Source organism: Afipia broomeae ATCC 49717, from assembly GCF_000314675.2.
GTDB lineage: Bacteria > Pseudomonadota > Alphaproteobacteria > Rhizobiales > Xanthobacteraceae > Afipia > Afipia broomeae.
Genome location: NZ_KB375282.1, coordinates 332,821 through 351,648, shown reverse-complemented (window position 1 = coordinate 351,648; position 18,828 = coordinate 332,821). Strand labels below are relative to the sequence as shown.

16 protein-coding genes are annotated in these 18,828 nt (G+C 63.1%); 3 read left to right on the top strand and 13 right to left on the bottom strand.

The genetic code is table 11. The annotated features are described in order from the left end of the window. Nucleotides 1–58 precede the first annotated feature (58 nt). Nucleotides 59–2,947, bottom strand: coding sequence for a pyruvate, phosphate dikinase (ppdK, locus tag HMPREF9695_RS01705; protein WP_006019043.1), 2,889 nt, complete (start codon nt 2,945–2,947; stop codon nt 59–61). A gap of 159 nt (nt 2,948–3,106) precedes the next feature. Continuing rightward, nucleotides 3,107–3,250, bottom strand: coding sequence for a DUF3096 domain-containing protein (locus HMPREF9695_RS25405; protein WP_006019042.1), 144 nt, complete (start codon nt 3,248–3,250; stop codon nt 3,107–3,109). Between the two features lie 312 nt (nt 3,251–3,562). On the opposite strand from HMPREF9695_RS25405, the gene HMPREF9695_RS01700 reads away from it, so the two are divergent. Continuing rightward, nucleotides 3,563–3,922: a DUF1236 domain-containing protein gene (locus HMPREF9695_RS01700; protein ID WP_006019041.1), complete on the top strand. Its 360-nt coding sequence runs from the start codon at nt 3,563–3,565 to the stop codon at nt 3,920–3,922. A 208-nt stretch (nt 3,923–4,130) separates the two neighbouring features. Here HMPREF9695_RS01700 and HMPREF9695_RS01695 read toward each other — a convergent pair whose 3' ends face one another. From HMPREF9695_RS01695 to HMPREF9695_RS01660, 8 genes are all read right to left on the bottom strand, one after another. Beyond that, the gene (locus tag HMPREF9695_RS01695) at nt 4,131–5,234 is read right to left on the bottom strand and encodes a hypothetical protein (protein ID WP_006019040.1); all 1,104 of its coding nucleotides are present in this window, start codon (nt 5,232–5,234) and stop codon (nt 4,131–4,133) included. 262 nt (nt 5,235–5,496) lie between these two features. Beyond that, nucleotides 5,497–7,767: a glycine--tRNA ligase subunit beta gene (gene glyS, locus HMPREF9695_RS01690; protein ID WP_006019039.1), complete on the bottom strand. Its 2,271-nt coding sequence runs from the start codon at nt 7,765–7,767 to the stop codon at nt 5,497–5,499. A gap of 14 nt (nt 7,768–7,781) precedes the next feature. After that, nucleotides 7,782–8,201 (bottom strand): endonuclease domain-containing protein, encoded by a 420-nt coding sequence (locus tag HMPREF9695_RS25400; RefSeq protein ID WP_245258691.1) that lies wholly within the window; start codon nt 8,199–8,201, stop codon nt 7,782–7,784. Nucleotides 8,202–8,293: 92 nt separating this feature from the next. Continuing rightward, a complete protein-coding gene (locus HMPREF9695_RS01680) occupies nt 8,294–9,226 on the bottom strand; it encodes a glycine--tRNA ligase subunit alpha (protein ID WP_006019037.1) in 933 nt (310 codons plus the stop codon). Nucleotides 9,227–9,587: 361 nt separating this feature from the next. Continuing rightward, on the bottom strand, nt 9,588–9,773 hold the full coding sequence (locus tag HMPREF9695_RS01675; RefSeq protein ID WP_006019036.1) for a hypothetical protein: 186 nt from the start codon (nt 9,771–9,773) through the stop codon (nt 9,588–9,590). 15 nt (nt 9,774–9,788) lie between these two features. Beyond that, the gene (locus HMPREF9695_RS01670; RefSeq protein ID WP_006019035.1) at nt 9,789–10,676 is read right to left on the bottom strand and encodes a S49 family peptidase; all 888 of its coding nucleotides are present in this window, start codon (nt 10,674–10,676) and stop codon (nt 9,789–9,791) included. A 356-nt stretch (nt 10,677–11,032) separates the two neighbouring features. Next, nucleotides 11,033–11,824, bottom strand: coding sequence for a tRNA1(Val) (adenine(37)-N6)-methyltransferase (locus HMPREF9695_RS01665; protein WP_041711017.1), 792 nt, complete (start codon nt 11,822–11,824; stop codon nt 11,033–11,035). Continuing rightward, the gene (locus HMPREF9695_RS01660) at nt 11,817–12,044 is read right to left on the bottom strand and encodes a putative signal transducing protein (protein WP_006019032.1); all 228 of its coding nucleotides are present in this window, start codon (nt 12,042–12,044) and stop codon (nt 11,817–11,819) included. The genes HMPREF9695_RS01665 and HMPREF9695_RS01660 overlap by 8 nt, the downstream gene beginning before the upstream one ends. 107 nt (nt 12,045–12,151) lie before the next feature. Between HMPREF9695_RS01660 and HMPREF9695_RS01655 the strand changes: the two genes are divergently transcribed. Continuing rightward, nucleotides 12,152–13,162, top strand: coding sequence for a polyprenyl synthetase family protein (locus HMPREF9695_RS01655; RefSeq protein WP_006019031.1), 1,011 nt, complete (start codon nt 12,152–12,154; stop codon nt 13,160–13,162). A gap of 109 nt (nt 13,163–13,271) precedes the next feature. Here HMPREF9695_RS01655 and HMPREF9695_RS01650 read toward each other — a convergent pair whose 3' ends face one another. The 3 genes from HMPREF9695_RS01650 to HMPREF9695_RS01640 form a co-directional block, all read right to left on the bottom strand. Then, nucleotides 13,272–14,156 carry a 4-(cytidine 5'-diphospho)-2-C-methyl-D-erythritol kinase gene (locus tag HMPREF9695_RS01650; RefSeq protein ID WP_041711014.1) on the bottom strand — a complete coding sequence of 295 codons (885 nt, stop codon included), beginning with the start codon at nt 14,154–14,156 and terminating at the stop codon, nt 13,272–13,274. Nucleotides 14,157–14,283: 127 nt separating this feature from the next. Then, nucleotides 14,284–16,089, bottom strand: coding sequence for a tetratricopeptide repeat protein (locus tag HMPREF9695_RS01645; RefSeq protein ID WP_157223882.1), 1,806 nt, complete (start codon nt 16,087–16,089; stop codon nt 14,284–14,286). A gap of 144 nt (nt 16,090–16,233) precedes the next feature. After that, nucleotides 16,234–17,895, bottom strand: a complete 1,662-nt coding sequence (locus HMPREF9695_RS01640) for an electron transfer flavoprotein-ubiquinone oxidoreductase (RefSeq protein WP_006019028.1) — start codon at nt 17,893–17,895, stop codon at nt 16,234–16,236. 132 nt (nt 17,896–18,027) lie between these two features. On the opposite strand from HMPREF9695_RS01640, the gene HMPREF9695_RS01635 reads away from it, so the two are divergent. Next, nucleotides 18,028–18,819 carry a uracil-DNA glycosylase gene (locus HMPREF9695_RS01635; RefSeq protein WP_006019027.1) on the top strand — a complete coding sequence of 264 codons (792 nt, stop codon included), beginning with the start codon at nt 18,028–18,030 and terminating at the stop codon, nt 18,817–18,819. Nucleotides 18,820–18,828: the final 9 nt, after the last annotated feature.

Here is an 18,828-nt window from a genome sequence, read left to right as displayed (position 1 = left end):
CGCTTTCGCGGGGACGACACTCGTTATGGAGTCACGCAATCCGTGATCACCAGCGAACTCACGCCTGGCTGGCGACAGCCTTGCCGAGAGCCGCCTGTGCCGCCGCGAGGCGCGCGATCGGCACGCGGTACGGTGAACACGACACGTAATCGAGGCCGGTCTCGTGGCAGAATGTGATCGATGCAGGGTCGCCGCCGTGCTCGCCGCAGATGCCCATCTTGAGGCCGGGCCGCGTCTTGCGGCCGCGCTGCACGCCGATCTTCACCAGTTCGCCGACGCCGTCGCGGTCGACCGAGATGAACGGATCGATCTCGAGGATGCCGCGCGCGACATAGGTGCCGAGGAAGCTCGCGGCGTCGTCGCGGCTGATGCCGTAGGTGGTCTGCGTCAGATCGTTGGTGCCGAACGAAAAGAACTCGGCGGTCTTGGCGATCTCGCCCGCGAGCAGACATGCCCGCGGCAGTTCGATCATGGTGCCGGTCTGATAGTTGAGCTTCACGCCCGTTTCCTTCATCACCGCCGCTGCGGTGGCGTCGATGCGCGCCTTGGTGATGTCGAACTCGGCGCGGGTCGCGATCAGCGGCACCATCACTTCGAGGCCGACCGGCTTGCCGGTGCGCTTGCCGGCTTCAACCGCGGCCTCGAAAATGGCGCGCGCCTGCATCTCGGCGATTTCCGGATAGGCGATCGCCAGACGGCAGCCGCGGAAACCCAGCATCGGGTTGAACTCGGCCAGTTCACGCGCGCGGTCCGCGATCTTGCGGGCGTCGGTATTCATGGCGCGGGCGACTTCCTCGATCTCGCTCTGCGAATGCGGCAGGAACTCGTGCAGCGGCGGATCGAGCAGACGGATGGTGACCGGCAGGCCCTTCATGATCTCGAACAGATCGACGAAGTCGGCACGCTGCATCGGCAGCAGCTTGGCCAGCGCAGCGCGGCGCGAGCCCTCGTCTTCGGCAAGGATCATCTCGCGCACCGTGCGGATGCGTGTCTCCTCGAAGAACATGTGCTCGGTGCGGCACAGCCCGATGCCTTCGGTACCGAACTTCAGCGCGGTGCGCGCGTCGGCCGGCGTATCGGCATTGGTGCGGACCTTGAGCTTGCGGACCTGATCGGCCCAGCCCATCAGGGTTGTGAAGTCGCCGGACAGTTCCGGCTCGATCATCGGCATGCGGCCGGCCAGCACCTGGCCCAGTGAACCATCAATGGTGATGACATCCCCCGCCTTGAAGCTGCGGTTGCCGATGGTCATTATGCCGCGGCCGTAGTCGACGCGGATTGTGCCGACGCCGGATACGCAGGGCTTGCCCATGCCGCGCGCAACCACCGCGGCGTGGGAGGTCATGCCGCCGCGGGTGGTGAGAATGCCTTCCGCGGCATGCATGCCGTGAATGTCTTCCGGCGACGTCTCGACGCGCACCAGAATGACCTTGCGGCCATCGGCCTGAAGCTTGGCGGCTTCGTCCGACGAGAACACGATCTCGCCGGCGGCGGCGCCGGGGGATGCCGGAAGGCCGGTGGCGATGACATCGCGCTTGGCCACCGGATCGATGGTCGGATGCAGCAACTGATCCAGTGAGGCCGGATCGATCCGGGTGATCGCATCCTTCTTGGTGATCAGGCCTTCATTGGCGAGATCGACCGCGATGCGCAGCGCGGCCTTCGCGGTGCGCTTGCCGTTGCGGGTCTGGAGCATCCACAGCTTGCCCTGCTCCACCGTGAATTCCATGTCCTGCATGTCACGGTAGTGCTTTTCGAGCAGCGTGTAGATCCGGGTCAGTTCCTTGAACGCGTCAGGCATCGCGACTTCCATCGACGCCTTGTCGGAGCCGGATTCCTTGCGCGCGTATTCGGTGATGTCCTGCGGCGTGCGGATGCCCGCCACCACGTCTTCACCCTGCGCGTTGATGAGGAATTCGCCGTACAGCCGCTTCTCGCCGGTCGACGGGTTGCGCGTGAAGGCAACGCCGGTCGCCGAGGTGTCGCCCATGTTGCCGAACACCATGGACTGGATGTTGACGGCGGTGCCCCATGACTCAGGAATGTCGTGCAGGCGGCGATAGGTCACCGCGCGCGCATTCATCCATGACGAGAACACCGCGCCGATCGCGCCCCACAACTGCGCGTGTGGGTCCTGCGGGAAATCCGCGCCGGTTTCACGCGCCACCGCGTCCTTGTACTTGCCGACCAGATCGACCCAGTCGTCCGCGGTCAGTTCGGTGTCGAGCGAATAGCCCTTGCTGTCCTTGTAGGTGTCGAGGATGTCCTCGAAGTGATGATGCTCGAAGCCGAGCACAACATCCGAATACATCGTGATGAAGCGGCGATAGCTGTCATAGGCGAAACGGCGGTCGCCGGAGAGTTCCGCAAGCGCTTCCACCGTGGTGTCGTTCATGCCGAGATTGAGCACGGTGTCCATCATGCCGGGCATCGAGGCGCGGCCGCCGGAACGCACCGACACAAGCAGCGGGTTCTTCGCGTCGCCGAAGGTCTTGCCGGCGATCTTGCCGACGGTGACCAGCGCCTTCTCGACCTGCGCCTTCAGATCCTTCGGATAGGTTTTGTCGTTGGCGTAGAAATACGTGCAGACCGAAGTCGGAATCGTGAAACCGGGAGGCACCGGCAAACCGAGATTGGCCATCTCGGCGAGATTGGCGCCCTTGCCACCGAGCAGATCGCGCATGCCGGCCTTGCCCTCGGCGCGTCCGTCACCGAACGTATAGACCCACTTGCCGGCCTGAACGGTTTGCTTCGCCGCGGGCTTCGCAATCTTCTTCACTGCGGGAGCGGATGTCTTGGCGGCAGCTTTCGCCGCGGCTTTGCCTGCAGGTTTTGCGGCAGCCGGCTTCACTTTCGCGGCCGGCTTGGATTTGGACACTGATTTCGGAGAGGACTTCGCGGCGGATTTCTTCGATGAGGCTTTGGCCATGGCTTCCAGACGCTGCATGAGTGAAACGGCAGCGGCGTTACACCACGGTTGCCCGTTGAGGCGCAAGCGACTCCCGGCCGATATCCGCGTTTTCTATCACGGACGGTTACAGATTGTTACAGAATCGTGCAAATGGCGGGGTTTTGAGCCCATCGTGTAACAATCTGAAATATTCCGTTACTTCATAAGGCCCAGTCCGATGATCCCGACCAGGATCAGATAGATCGCCACAATGAAATTCAGCAGCCGCGGCATGACGAGAATCAGCACACCGGCGATGAGAGCAACGATGGGCTGAATGTTGGCGACGCTGACGGACATTTCGGTCTCCCGCACGGAAGGAAAAGGACAAAGGATGAGCGCGAGCGAGACGAAAATTTTTCCTCGACTCGCGCATCGCAACAACCAACGGCTTCGATCGGCAGTGGGTTCCATGACAGATCAAACTTCGACTGCGCACAGCCGCGTCACCTCCACGAAAATGCCCCGGTGAATTCACATTCCGTCAGGAACGATGATCGGCAAAAGCGATTGTCACCGCTGGTTGATCGGCCCGTGCCGGTTTCCGAGCGTGATTGACGAGAGCGAAGCCGCTTAGCGCGATCAGGCTCCTTATCAATTGAGGAGAAAGCCATGCGTAATCCCCTTCTCGCAGCAGCGCTGCTGGCCACTGCCACGGCGATGCCGCTCGCGGCTCAGGCCCAGCAGCGCATCATTGTCGAGGAAGGCGTGACAACCGGCCTCGCTCCCGGCGTCGGCATCATCACCGAGGAAGAGCGTCCGCGCTTCAGGCAGTACATTGTCGAGGAGCACGTGCCGTCATATGCGATCGAGTCGCCCGTGCGCGTGGGCACCATTCTGCCGGAAAGCGGCGTGACCTATTACGACGTGCCGCAGCAATACGGCGCGACCAGCTATCGCTACACGGTGGTGAACGATCGGCCGATTCTGGTTGAACCGCGCACGCGCCGCGTGATGCAGGTGATCGATTAAAGCCAGCTTCGGCCCCGTTTGAGCAGGAAAGGTTGTCCCCGCCGCTCCGCTCAAACAAACAGCCCCGTCCCGGCGCCCCCCGCCGGGCGGGGTTTTTTCGATCAACAACGCAACGTCGTCCCGGCGAAGGCCGGGACCCTACTCCCTGCGTCATCAGTGAACGCCAATTACAGACAACACAAAGACACCGCATAAACGCTGCGACCTGTTACGCGCCGTTCAGGATCGACAGGATGTTGCTGGTGGATTTGTAACTCTGGAGCACGTTGTCGCGGAACGACGGCGACCAGCCCGACGCCTGCCGCTCTTCATCGCTCATCGCGGAATAGCTCTGAAGAATGCCGAGGCTGAGCTGGGTGGGATCGCCGCTCTGCTGGCTCTGCTTGAGAGAGGAGAGGATGTTGGCGCGGTTGCGCGAATCCAGTTCCTTCTTGGCTGCGTAGATCTCCTGGTTGGAGAACTTCTGATCCTGATTGAGCGTGATCGCCGACAGCGAGCGATTGTCGAACGACGAGAAATCCACGAGCTGTCCGAATTTGCGCGACGGATCGTAGACCAGTTCCGTCTTGTTCTCGGCCGCGAGTTTGGCCTGCGCATCCAGCGCAGCGCGGGCGTCGGTCGCGACCGTGCCGAACGTCTTGGTGGTGCCAACCGGCGCGCCGTCAGGATATTTCGCGAGATAGCTGGCGACCGGATCTCCTGAAACCGATGGCGCCGTGTCGGGTTTCTGCCTTGCGGCGTCATAGCCCTTCTGCACGGCGGCGCGCTGCGCCGACCATGCTGCGGTGGCCTTCTCTTCACTGCTTGCGCCGTCGAGATAATCCAGCGCAGCCTTGTAGACCACGGTGTAGTTCCTGGTCATCGACGTCGCCGCGGCGGCAGGCGCAAGCGCGGCGTTGAAGCGGTTGGTCAATTCGCCGGACGCGACGCTTTGTTCGTCGGGCGTGAACTTGCCGCCGCTGTTGGTGGCGATCGCAAACAGCGAGCGCCGGTCGAGCGACGACAGATCGATGGTGGTCTTGCCGTCAGCGCCCAGCGGGCTCGTCACCTTCGCCGCCGCATAGAGCTTGTCGAGCGCGGCGCGTGTGTCATTGGTCACCGCCGTGAAATCTGGCGTCTTCGCATCGCTCGCCAGCTTGGCTTTCGCCGCATCGGACAGGGTCAGATTGGTTGCTGCGTTGGGATCGAGCGGGTTGCTGTTGCCGGCTTCCGCCGCGTTGAGCGTATCGGCGAGCGACGGCTGAGTTGCGGCGGCACGCGCATAGGCGGAGCCATACTGGGCGTAGGGATTAGTACCGTTGATCGATGTCATGCAGGCCCCGGCATTCGCTAACGGCCGTTAACGGAAGTTACCGGAACCTTACAGAACATGGTTAACGAGGGGTAAACGCGCGGACAGCACACATGACGGCAGCGCCCCTTTCACCTCTCCCCGTTTACGGGGAGAGGTCGGAGCCGAAGTGAACGAAGGCTCCGGGTGAGGGGCCAATGGAGAGTTCATGATAGAACTCGCCCCTCACCCCAACCCTCTCCCCGCAAGCGGGGCGAGGGAGCACATCGGCGTTGTCGCGCGCTCAGTCCTGGATCTTCGAGAAATCCGCCACAGCGCGCGTCGCTTCGCGGATTTCGTTCAGGAGCTTGAGGCGGTTTTCGCGCAAAGCCTTGTCATCGTCGTTGACCTTCACCTTGTCGAAGAAGGCATCGACCGCGGGACGCAGCTTGGCCATCGCGGTCATCGCGGACGCGAAGTCTTCCCTGGCGACGGCAGCACTCGCCTCGGCCTTCACCTGCGCGATGGCGCCGGCGAGCGCCTTCTCCTCATCGAGCTTGTAGAGCGACGCATCCGGCGCACCGTCAAACTTGCGCTTGTCCTTCTTCTCCTCGATGGCGAGGATATTGGACGCACGCTTGGTGCCTGCGAGAAGGTTCTTGCCGTCGTCACTGTCGAGGAATTTTCCGAGCGCTTCAACGCGGCGCACGACCATCAACAGATCATCCTGACCTTCAAGCGCGAACACGGCGTCGACAAGATCATGCCGCGCGCCCTGATCGCGAAGCTGAACAGACAATCTGTCGGAAACGAACGTTCTTACCCCACCCGCCGTCCAAGCATCGTAAGCTGACCTGACGGTCTCCTTCAGGCTTTTTGCAGGCTTTGCCCAGCCTTCAACCCCATTACGAACGTACTGATTGTTCTGACCAATAAAGCCGGCGATTGCATGGCTCAACACTGGCGCCAAATTTACGCGCAAACTGTTGTTCGTGATTATTCGGATCACGCCCAGCGCCGCACGGCGCAGCGCGAACGGGTCTTTCGATCCCGTCGGCTTTTCGTCGATCGACCAGAAGCCGGTGAGAATGTCGAGCTTGTCCGCGAGCGCGACGGCAATCGCGACCGGATCGGTGGGCACGCGGTCCGCAGGACCCTGCGGCTTGTAGTGATCCTCAATCGCCGCGGCGACGGATGCGTCCTCGCCCTGCGCCAGCGCGTAGTATTTCCCCATCAGGCCCTGCACTTCAGGGAATTCGCCGACGACTTCGGTCAGCAGATCAGCCTTCGCGAGCTGCGCCGCGCGTTTGGTCTTTGCGACATCCGCGCCGACCAATGGCGCGAGTTCAGCCGCCAGCTTCTCGATGCGCGCGATGCGCTCCGCCTGTGTGCCGAGCTTTTCGTGGAACACGATCTGCGCGAACTTCGGCAGCCGGTCTTCGAGTTTGGTCTTCAGGTCCGTCTCGTAGAAGAACTTCGCGTCCGACAGACGCGCGCGGATGACGCGCTCGTTGCCCGCGACGATGGCCTTGCCGCCGTCGGATGCCTCGATGTTCGAGACGAGGATGAATTTCGGCGCAAGTGTGCTCCCCTCCCCCTTGCGGGGAGGGGTCAGGGGTGGGGGTCCGTCGCGCACCGGATCTTGTTGCTCACCCCCCTCCCCAACCCTCCCCCGCAGGGGGGGAGGGAGTGAGGGGGCGCGAACAACGAAGCACTTCTGGTTGTTGCGGATGGTGGCGCGGATCACCTCGCCGGGGATCGACAAAAATTCTTCGTCGAACGAGCCCATCAGCACCACCGGCCATTCGACCAGGCCGGCCACTTCATCGAGCAGCACCTGATCCTCGACCAGTTCGAAGCCCTGCGCGAAGGCCAGCTCCTTGGCGTCCTCGAGGATGATGTTCTTGCGGCGCTCGGGATCGAGCACGACCTTCGCGGCTTCCAGCTTCGACACGTAATCGTCGAAGCGGCGAACCTCGATTGGCGCAGGCGCCATGAAGCGATGACCGTAGGTCGTCTGCCCGGCCTCAATGCCGGCGACATCGAACTTCACGATCTCCGGCTCTTCGGTTTCCGGACCGAAGGTCGCGATGATCGAATGCAGCGGCCGCACCCAGGTCAGCGCGCCGTTCCGCGCGGAGCGTTCGCCCCAGCGCATCTGCTTGGGCCACGGGAAAGTGCGGATGATCAGCGGGATGATTTCCGCGATCACATCGATCGCGGGACGTCCGGCTTTCTCCATCAGCGCGATGTAGAAATCGCCCTTCGGATCGCGCTGGATCTTCGCTTCATCGAGCGATTTCAGGCCAGCGGCTTTCAGGAAACCCTGCACGGCGGCGTCCGGCGCGCCGACCTTCGGCCCCTTGCGCTCCTGCTTGAGGTCCGGCTGACGCGCGGGAATGCCGTGCACGGTGAGCGCGAGACGGCGCGGCGTCACGAACGCTTTCGCGCCTTCATAGACGAGACCTTCGGCGACCAGCTTGTCGGTCACCATCTTGCGCAGGTCGTCCGCCGCCTTCGCCTGCATGCGCGCGGGAATTTCTTCGGAGAACAGTTCGAGGAGAAGATCGGGCATAGGATGTCTGTTCTCTAATCCCCTCCCCCCGCTTGCGGCGGGGAGGGATCGGGGTTTGCCAATAACTCCCCTCCCCCTTGCGGGGAGGGGTCGGGGGTGGGGGTCAGCGCATTCTGAATAGCAGCAAGCACGCCGTCGATGTTGCTCAACACGTCATGGTTCCAGAAACGCAAGACTCGATATCCTCTCTCTTCGATCTGCCGCGTCCGGTGCATATCAGCCGCGTTCTCCGCGTGCTGACCGCCATCCAGTTCGATGACAATCTTTGCGCGCCGGCTGGCAAAATCCGCGATGAACGGACCAATCAAAGCCTGACGCCGGAAATGCGAGCCGCTCAGCGCAATGTCATGCCGAAGCCGATGCCATAGCACCCGCTCGGCTTCGGTCGGCTGTGCGCGCATGCGATGCGCGAACTGTCGCTGACGATCATCCATAGTCCGCGATTGAAGCACATAGGCCAATGCCTGTGGACCCCCACCCCCGACCCCTCCCCGCAAGGGGGAGGGGAGCATAGGCATCGCGCCTCTCACTCCGCCCTTCCCGCTTCGGTGTGCACCCACGCTTCGCCGCAGGCTTTTGCGAGTTCGCGCACGCGCAGGATGTAGCTCTGCCGCTCGGTGACCGAGATCACGCCGCGCGCGTCCAGCAGGTTGAACACATGGCTGGCCTTGATGCACTGGTCGTAAGCGGGCAGCGCCATCAGATGCGCCTCGCGCTTGCCATCCTTCCATCCGGCTTCGAGATATTTCCTGCAGGCGTTCTCGGCCATCTTGAACTGCTCGAACAGCATTGCGGTGTCGGAGTGCTCGAAATTGTGCCGCGAGTATTCCTGCTCGGCCTGCAGGAACACGTCGCCGTAAGTCACCTTGTCGGCGCCGTCGCGGCCGTTGAAGTTGAGATCGTAGACGTTGTCGACGCCCTGCACGTACATCGCGAGACGCTCGAGACCGTAGGTAAGTTCGCCCGCCACCGGCGCGCATTCGACGCCCGCGACCTGCTGGAAGTAGGTGAACTGCGAAACTTCCATGCCGTCGCACCAGCACTCCCAGCCGAGGCCCCACGCCCCGAGCGTCGGGCTTTCCCAATCGTCCTCGACGAAACGCACGTCATGCAGCGCCAGATCGACGCCGATGGCTTCGAGCGACTTCAGATAGAGATTCTGAAGGTCCGGCGGCGACGGCTTCAGAATCACCTGAAACTGATAGTAGTGCTGCAGGCGGTTCGGGTTCTCGCCGTAACGGCCATCCTTCGGGCGGCGCGACGGCTGCACGTAAGCCGCGTTCCAGCGCTTCGGTCCGAGCGCGCGCAATGTGGTCGCCGGATGGAACGTGCCCGCGCCGACTTCCATGTCGTAGGGCTGCAGGATGACGCAGCCATAGTCGGCCCAGTAGCGCTGCAATGTCAGGATCAGGCCCTGAAACGAGCGCTCGGGACGCATGTGCGGAGGCAGGGAATCCATCGGAAATCTTCGGGCGTTGGAATGGGATGATTTGCGCGCGGACCGTATCGGCGCAGGCTAACGGAATCAAGGCGATAGCCTGTTTATGGGGGCAATTCCTGCCGGAATCGGCTGAATTTTAGCGATCCCCCGAACGCCGGTTTAACCGCCCCGGCAAGCCGCCTGCCCGCGTCCGCAGTTCGTTAGCAACTCCCCGCTAGCAAAGCGTCATTGCAACCAACGGCCGGATTTCAACCGGCGGTGTGTTCGACAGGGACGACAATGATTGCCTTTCAGGTTTTGGCCGCGGCAGCCATCATGGCCGCGCTCTGCATCATGACCATCAACGACGTGCGCGGGCACGGGTGATTTTCAAGACAGCCTAACCCGGACGATAGGTCCCGGTGTCGGGATCGCGCCGCAGCTTGGGCATGCGCTCCTGCTCGGCGGGTTTCGCCTTGCGCGCATCGTCAAGCTCGCGATTGATGCGCCTGCCCTCGCGCACCGCGAGGCGCACCAGCGCTGCGCCACCCAGAATTCCGGCAGCGATCAGGATCAGCGGCGGCATGATCGGTCTCCCGTCCTACAATCCGTAGCGCGCCCAGATCGCGCGCTCTTCCAGCGCCGAAATCAGGTCTTCCGAAAAACCTGGAAAACCCGGCAGCGCCACTCCCGCGCCCGGCTTGCGGCCCGCAAGCCCGGAGAGAAGCCCCGCCGCAGGCGCAATCACCGGCATCTGCACTTTCTCGCCATAGCGTGCGCGCAGCACCGTGCGCAGATCGCCGAGCGCGTCCGCAAGACCGAGCTTCACCGCGCGTTCGCCGGCCCAGTATTCGCCGGTGAACAGATAATCACCCTCGGCCTTGAGCCGTGCGCCGCGGCTGTCCTTCACCAGCGCGATGAAGGTGTCGTGAATCTCACGCTGGATCGCCTTCAGCCGCGCAACGTCATCGGGATTCTCGGGGAGAAACGGATCGAGCTGCGACTTGTTCTCGCCGGATGTGTAGACCCTGCGTTCGATGCCGACCTTCTTGATGAGGTCGACGAATCCGAAGGTGCTGCCGACCACACCGATCGATCCGACGATGGAGGACGGATCGCAGAAAATCTCGTCGCCTGCGCAGGCGATCATGTAACCGCCCGACGCCGCCACGTCCTCGACGAACACCAGCACCCGCAGCTTCTTCTCGGCGGCGAGCTGGCGGATGCGCTGATAGATCTGCCGTGACTGCACTGGCGAGCCGCCCGGCGAATTGATCACCAGCGCCACGGCCTTCGCGCCCTTGGTCGAGAACGCCCGCTCCAGCGTCCGCGACACGCCGGCCAGCGACATGCCCGGCCGCAACGGCGTCACCGCGCCGATCACGCCGGACAGTCGCACCACCGGCACCACCGCGCCGCCGCGCCAGCGCGCCGGCAGCAAGCTTTTCAACCTCTCGGCAAAGTGACTATCGCCGTCATTCTCAGCCATGAAACATCCTTCATGTTCACAGTTTATTATTCGGTAACTGGCATCACGAGCCCAGAGCGCATTCGACAATCGTTAAGCACGTCCTTTGTGCCCGAATTCCGTCTAAATGTTTGAGGGGACGGGATTTCTTTGAACTTCTCCGGTTCTTCGCCGGAGCGCGACAAGAAACTGGAACGCACTTTGCATTGCAGCAGATACGCAGGCTGCAACGGCGCAGCCACTAAGGTGCAGAAATGAAGATTTATCTCCTAATCCTTTTGATTGGCGCCCTTTTCGCCGCCATCCACTTCACTCAGGCTCCCGAAACCGAGCCAAAATCGGTAACCCAATAAGCAGGCTGCCTGCCTGCTGTGCATTCAGCGGGTTCTCGATACCTTCGCCAGCGGCAGAGCGGCTTTGCCGCCAAGGACCGCCTGAATCTCGTGACCCGCCTCCCCATTCGTGTCGAGCAAGACCAGACCGGAATGGAGCGCCATCGGCGCGCGCCCGCCTTTGACCGCGCTCACCAGGACGCGGATCGCCGGTGCGCCCGGCGTGGGATGGACCGGCAGAATCTCGACGCTGCCGAAGCCCCGCGCCAATGCCGCCAGCACGTCCGCCAATCCATCCGCCCGCCAGATCAGCGTGAGTGCGCCGCCGGATTTCAGCACGCGCCGCGCCGCATGGGTCCATCTCTCGAGCGTGTCGGCCGCCGCCACATGCGCTGATTGCCGCGCAGGGTCCGGCGATGCGCGATGCCTCGCGGCATCGTTGAACGGCGGATTCATCAGGACGACATCGGCAGTGTCGGGACCAAGCCCCGATGCCGCGAAAACATCGGCGTCCGCGGTGACATCGAACGCCATCACGTTTGCTTTGATGCCATTCGCCTCGGCGTTGATGCGCGCCAGCGCCGCAAGCGTTTCATCGATCTCAGTGAGCACCAGATCGAGCCCGGCGACACGGCGCGCGACGCTGAGCCCGGCAGTCCCGACACCTGCGCCGAATTCCACCACGCGATCGCCCGGCTGCGCCGGCGTCGCCGCCGCCAGCAGGATCGCGTCGTGACCAGCGCGGTGACCGCGCCTCGGCTGGCGCAGCCGCAACTGGCCGCCGAGAAACATGTCCTCGGTCACTTCCGGAATTTCAGTACGGGCGGGGTCAGTCATTGTCCCGCAGTTCATGGGCCAGACCCGCCTCGGTGAGCAGGCGGCGCGCGGCCACGGCGTCGTCCTCATGAACCAGAATGCGCCGGGGCAGCACGCCCAGCGATCCGTCCATGATGCTCATGTTACTGTCGAGCACGAGGTGGTGAATATTGGCGCCATCCAGCAACGCGCCTACAGCGGACACCAGCACCGCATCGTTGGTCCGCACCAATTCCTTCAAGGCAGTGTCTCCCGGGGGTGGATACGGGACGCCGGGCGCCCGTTGTTGCTCTTGCCGCGCCGCACGGCAGTTTCTATTGTGCCCTTACATTCATCCGGAGACCGGACGTGGCGGTTATTGTACCCTTTGAGAGCCACTCGACGCCATCGATAGATCGGCTGGTTGAGCTTGTTGCGCCCGATATGGAACGCGTCAACAGCACGATTCTGTCGCGAACCGGCTCGGAAGTCACGATGATCCCGGAGGTCGCCAACCACCTGATCTCGTCGGGCGGCAAGCGCCTGCGGCCGATGCTGACGCTGGCGATGGCCAACCTCACCGGCTACACCGGCGAAGGCCATATCAAGCTCGCCGCCGCCGTGGAATTCATGCACACCGCGACGCTGCTCCATGACGACGTGGTGGACGAAAGCGAACTGCGCCGCGGCAAGCTCTCTGCACGGATGCTGTGGGGCAACGAGGCCAGCGTGCTGGTCGGCGACTTTCTGCTCGGCCAGGCGTTCCGCATGATGGTCGAGGTCGGCTCGCTGCGCGCGCTCGACATTCTCTCCTCCGCCGCCGCCACTATCGCCGAAGGCGAAGTGATGCAGCTTGCGGCAGCCAAGAACACGGCGACCACCGAGGACGAATATCTTGCGGTGATCCGCGGCAAGACCGCAGAGCTGTTCGCCGCGGCCTGCGAAGTCGGCCCCGTGATCGCCAACCGCCCCAAGGCGGAGCAGACTGCGTCCCGTTCGTTCGGCATGAACCTCGGCATCGCCTTCCAGCTCATCGACGACGTGCTGGACTACGGCGGCAAGGCTGCAAAGCTCGGCAAGAACGTCGGCGACGATTTCCGCGAAGGCAAGATCACGCTGCCGGTGGTGCTGGCGTTTCGCCGCGGCAACGATGCCGAGCGTGCATTCTGGGTCCGCACCCTGGAAAAGGGCGAAATCGGCGACGGCGACCTCGATCACGCCATCGGTCTGATGACCAAGCATCGCGCACTCGAAGACACCATGAGCCGTGCGCAGCATTACGGCGCGATGGCGGTCGATGCGCTGGCGCTGTTCCCGTCGTCACCGATGAAGACAGCGCTCGAGCAGGTGGTTGCTTTCTGTTTGGCAAGGTCGCACTAAGACGCCTTGTCGTCATTGCGAGCGAAGCGAAGCAATCCATTCAGAATGCTTCGCGTGCGAGAAGCTGGATTGCTTCGTCGCTGACGCTCCTCGCAATGACGGGAGTGTGCTAGCTCAGCACGCCGGCGTGGACCCACCAGCCGGGATGAGCTTTTGAGATCGCTTTCGCGGCCTGACCGGCGTCACCGATGGTCTCGAAGATCGCAAAGCATGTCGCGCCGGAGCCCGACATCCGCGCCAGCCGCACACCTTCCGTTGCGCGCAATGCCGACAGCACCTCGCCGATAATCGGCTCGACCTTCAGCGCCGGTTTTTCGAGATCGTTGGTGCCATGGCCAACGGCCTCGACCCATTCATCGAATGACGCACCCTTCGCCGGCCATCCCGGCGACAGCATCACATCACCGACACCGGCAAGGAGTTCGCCCTTGCCGAGACCAAGCGCTGTGAACACATCCTTGGTCGCGACGCCGACGCGCGGATTGACCATCACGCACGGCATCGCGGGAATATCGAGCATCGACAAATTCTCGCCGACACCGGTCATGGTGCAGGCCCGCGAGGCAAGACAAACCGGAATGTCTGCGCCGGTTTCGCGCGCGACATCGATGATGCGCTGATCGTCGATCGCAAGATTGTTGGCCTGTGCCAGCAGCCGCAGCGCCGCCGCGGCATCGGCCGAGCCGCCGCCAATACCGGCGGCGACGGGCAGATGCTTGTCCAGCGTGAAACGGCCGAGCGTAAGCCCCGGAATACGCTCGCCAAGCAACAGCGCTGCGCGCACCACCAGATTGTCCGACATTTCGCCGCAGTCCTGCGCACCGGGGCCGCCGGTCGCAAGGGTCAGGTCGGGCCCCGGCGTCAGTGTCAGCGTGTCCGCGCAGTCGGCGAACACCACCAGGCTTTCGAGGTCATGATAGCCGTCGGCGCGGCGGCCGAGGACGCGCAAGGTGAGATTGACCTTGGCGCGGGCGGTTTCAGTCAGCATTGCCATTCCAGCCAGCGTTGCGCTGTCCGCGCGTCCGCGCAGCCATGCGATAGGCCATGCTTATCAAGGAAGATCGATTGCCGGGTCAAGTCCGGCAATCGAAGGACGTATTTAAAGAGCCGCAGAACTGCGATCAGCCGCCCCGGCCGTCTTCCTTTTTCTTCTCGGCGGCAGCCGCGTTGGACGTGTCCTCGGGCAGGCCGTCACGCAGCTTGGATTCGATCTTCGGAAGCTCTTCCGCCTCGGGCTTGAGGTCGCGGGCATGCGCCCACTGGAATTTCGCTTCCAGCGTCCGCCCGACGCGCCAGTAGGCATCGCCGAGGTGATCGTTGATGGTGGGGTCTTCCGGCTTCAGGTCGATCGCGCGTTCGAGATGCTTCACGGCGTTCTCGTAATCGGCGATGCGGTAATAGGCCCAGCCGAGGGAGTCGACGATGTAGCCGTCATCCGGCCGCTGATCGACGGCGCGGCGGATCATCTTCATGGCCTCATCGAGATTGACGCCCTGATCGATCCACGAGTAGCCGAGATAGTTCAGCACATGCGGCTGCTCGGGCTGCATCTCGAGCGCTTTCTTCAGATCGGTCTCTGCCTTCGCCCACTGCTTCGAGCGCTCGAAGCAGATGCCCCGGAAGTAATAGAGCACCCAGTTCTGCTTCTCGGCGCCGGACTGCGCCTCGATGCCCTTGCTGTAAGTCTCGCCGCAATCTGCGAACTTCTTGCGCGCGCGCTGGATGTTGCCGAGCGCCATGATGGCCTCGACATCCTTGGGATCGTCGGCGACCACGGCGTTCAGGATCTTGATGCCCTCGTCGGTGCGGTCGACCGCATCGAGATCGGTGGCGAGCTGGATCTGCGCATTGCGCTTGAGCGGCGACGTCGCAGGCACGCGCTCATAGACCTTGATCGCCATCTGCGGCTTTTTCACCGACTCATAGAGATCGGCGAGCGACAGCAGCGCAAGCGAATGGTTCGGGTTGAGATAGAGCGCGAGCTGTAGATAGACCAGTGCGAGATCCTCGCCGCCCCGGCGCGTCAGCGAAGCGCCGATGCCGTAGAGCGCCTCGGCCGCACCCTGCTGCGGGTTTTCAGCCAGCGGCGAAAGCTTCTTGCCGGCCTTGGTTTCGCGAATGCCCTCCACCACCAGCGGGTGGCGTGCGAGTTTCTTGTCGAAGCCTTCATAGATGGCGGTAGCCGCGGCCGCGTCCTTGTTGCGCGACAGCCAGCGCGCATAGGCGTCGGACACCCGCAGCGCCGAGTCGTCGAGCTTGTAGGCGCGCTCGAAGCGGACGCCGGCTTCCTTCTGCTTGTTGGCCAGTTCCAGGATCATGCCCGAATGCAGGTCCTTGAAGATCGGATACCATTCCGGACCCGCCAGCTTGTCGATGGCGTTGATCGCGGCCTGGGTATTGCCCGCGCCGTAGCTCGCCCAGCCCGACAGCAGCGTCGCGACCAGATCGGTGATCGGCCCGCGGACCGACTGATTGATGTTCTGCTGCGCGGCGCCGTATTGCTTCTGCTTCAGCGAGCGCACACCCGCGACCAGCCGCGCGACGCGATTGTTCTTGTCGATGGTCAGAATGCGGTCGGCAAGCTTGACGGCTTCGTCGATGTCGCCGTCGGCAAGCGAGGCGATGAAGGCGCGGTCGAGCAGTTCGTTGTTCTTCGGGTCCGAACGCAGCGCCGCGCGATAGAATGCCGCAGCCGCGGTCGCGTCGCGATCGACGCTGGCGTGACGCGCGGCGAGGTAGCTGCCGGATACCGTGAGGCCGAGCAGGTCACGCCCGCTCGGATACGTTCCCTGCTTGGTGTCTTCGCTGGCGCTGGTGCGGGTCTGGGCCGCAATCGGACCGGCGGACGCAAGGACCGATGCGAACGCGAAAGTGGCGACGGCCACGCGGCTGAAACGACGTTGGAGGATCACGCTCGCCGGCTCCATGAATTGATTAAGGGTGCGACCGGTCAGGTCAGCAGCACCGGGACAATGGCTTGTTTGGCCCGCATCCGCAAGGATGCGAGGCGGCCGACGAGCCTATCTAGTATGGCGCAATCGTGGCGATCAGCGGTTCTCGCGCAATCGTGCTTACATTGACTGATAATTAGGCCCGCCGCCGCCCTCCGGGGGAACCCAGGTGATGTTGCCGTTGGGGTCCTTCACATCGCAGGTTTTGCAGTGGACGCAGTTCTGCGCATTGATCTGGAACCGCAAATCCGCGCCCTCGCCAACCCACTCATAAACGCCCGCCGGGCAATAGCGGTTCGAGGGACCCGCGAACACATCGTGCTCGGAGGTCTTTTGCAGGTTCATGTCCGCGACCTTGAGATGGATCGGCTGATCCTCCTCGTGGTTGGTGTTGGACAGGAATACCGACGACAACCTGTCGAAGGTCAGCTTGCCGTCAGGCTTCGGTCCCGGAATCGGCTGATGGGCCTTCGCAGGATCGAGCGTTTTGCGATCGGGCTTGGCATGCGACTGGGTGCCGAACAGCGAGAAGCCGAACAGTGTGTTGGTCCACATGTCGAGGCCGCCGAGCGCGACCCCGATCACGGTGCCGAACTTCGACCACAGCGGCTTGACGTTGCGGACCTTGAACAGGTCCTTGCCGACGGCTGAATCACGCCAGGTGTTTTCGTACTCGACGATCTCGTCATTGGCGCGGCCCGCAGCCAGCGCAGCGGCGACATGTTCTGCCGCCTGCATGCCGGTGCCCATCGCGTTGTGCACGCCCTTGATGCGCGGCACGTTGACGAAGCCCGCCGCGCAGCCGATCAGGGCGCCGCCCTTGAAGGTCAGGCGCGGCACCGACTGGTAGCCGCCCTCGGTGATCGCACGCGCGCCGTAGGCGATGCGCTTGGCGCCCTCGAAGACAGGGCTGATCTTGGGATGGGTCTTGAAGCGCTGGAATTCCTCGAACGGCGACAGATATGGATCATTATAGTTCAAGTGTACTACGAAACCGACCGCGACCAGATTCTCGTTGTAGTGATAGAGGAACGATCCGCCGCCGGTGGACATGTTCAGCGGCCAGCCGAACGAATGCTGGATCAGTCCCTTCTTGTGCTTGGCCGGATCGATCTGCCAGACCTCTTTCAGACCGATGCCGAACTTCGACGGCTCGCGATCCTTGTCGAGGCCGAACTTCGCGATCAACTGCTTGGTGAGCGAGCCACGCGCGCCTTCCGCGAACAGCGTGTACTTGCCCAGCAACTCCATGCCGCGGGTGAAACTGTCTTTGGGCTTGCCATCACGGCCGACGCCCATGTCGCCGGTCGCGATGCCGCGCACTTCGCCATTCTCGCCGTAAAGAACTTCAACCGCGGCAAAGCCCGGATAGATTTCAACGCCGAGCGCTTCGGCGCGCGGGCCGAGCCAGCGGCAGACGTCGCCGAGCGAGCCGATGTAGCAATGATGGTTGTCCATCAGCGGCGGCATCATGAAATTCGGCAGCTTGATCGCGGAGCTGCCCGTCATCCAGAAGAACTGGTCGTCCTTCACCTGGGTCTTGAGCGGGCAATCGGCGTCCTCGCGCCAGTCCGGGACCAGCTTGTCGAGCGACACCGGATCGATCACCGCGCCGGACAGAATGTGCGCGCCGACCTCGGAACCCTTTTCGACGACCACGACGCTGAGATCCGGATTGATCTGCTTCAGCCGGATGGCGGCGCTCAGGCCGGACGGGCCTGCGCCGACGATCACAACGTCGAACTCCATGGACTCGCGCGGCGGAAGCTCTTCGGTGCTCATGCTGTCATCTCAAAATTGGGTGGTTCAGAATGTTTCTAATCATCGTTCTTCCCGATTTTTGGCGCAAGAACAACCCCGTTTCGCTGCACCGCGATCCGATCTAGATTGGCCACCGTGACCACACCCGAACCCATGCCCTCCGCCCGCGAACTTCTCGCCTTTTATCTAGAGGCTGGAGTGGATTGCGCGTTGTCGGAAACCCCCGTCAATCGCCTGTCGGAAGAGGCTGCGGTCGAGGAAAAGCCCGCCGCCAGGCCCGCGCTGTTCCGCACTGCGAACCCTGCGCCCGCACCGGTGCTCGCTGACCCCGCGCCCGCGCCCGACGCGGCGATCACATCGGCCCGCGAGATCGCGCCCAGGGCCGCATCATTGCAGGAGTTGCGCGCGCTGCTCGAACGCTTCGACGGCTGCGCGCTGAAATCCACCGCGACGCGGCTGGTGTTCGCCGACGGCAACCCCGAAGCGAAGATCATGTTTGTCGGCGAAGCGCCGGGACGCGACGAGGATCTCGAAGGGCTTCCGTTCGTCGGACGCTCCGGCAAGCTGCTCGACCTGATGATGGCGTCGATCGGCCTCGACCGCAGCAAAGCGTATATCGCCAACATTATTCCGTGGCGGCCGCCCGGCAATCGCGATCCGTCGCCGCAGGAAACGCAGATCTGCCTCCCGTTCATCCGGCGGCAGATCGAACTGGTCAATCCCGACGTGCTGGTGTGCCTCGGCAAGCCCTCGTCGCAGGCGGTGCTGGACCTCAAGGACGGCATCATGAAGACGCGCGGCAAGTGGTTCGACTACGACACCGGCACGCGCAAGATCAAGGCGATGGCGACCTTCCATCCGGCCTACCTGCTGCGGCAGCCGATCTACAAGCGGCTGACCTGGCAGGATCTGCGCGCCGTGCAGAAGGCACTGGCCGCTGGCTAACACAAGCCG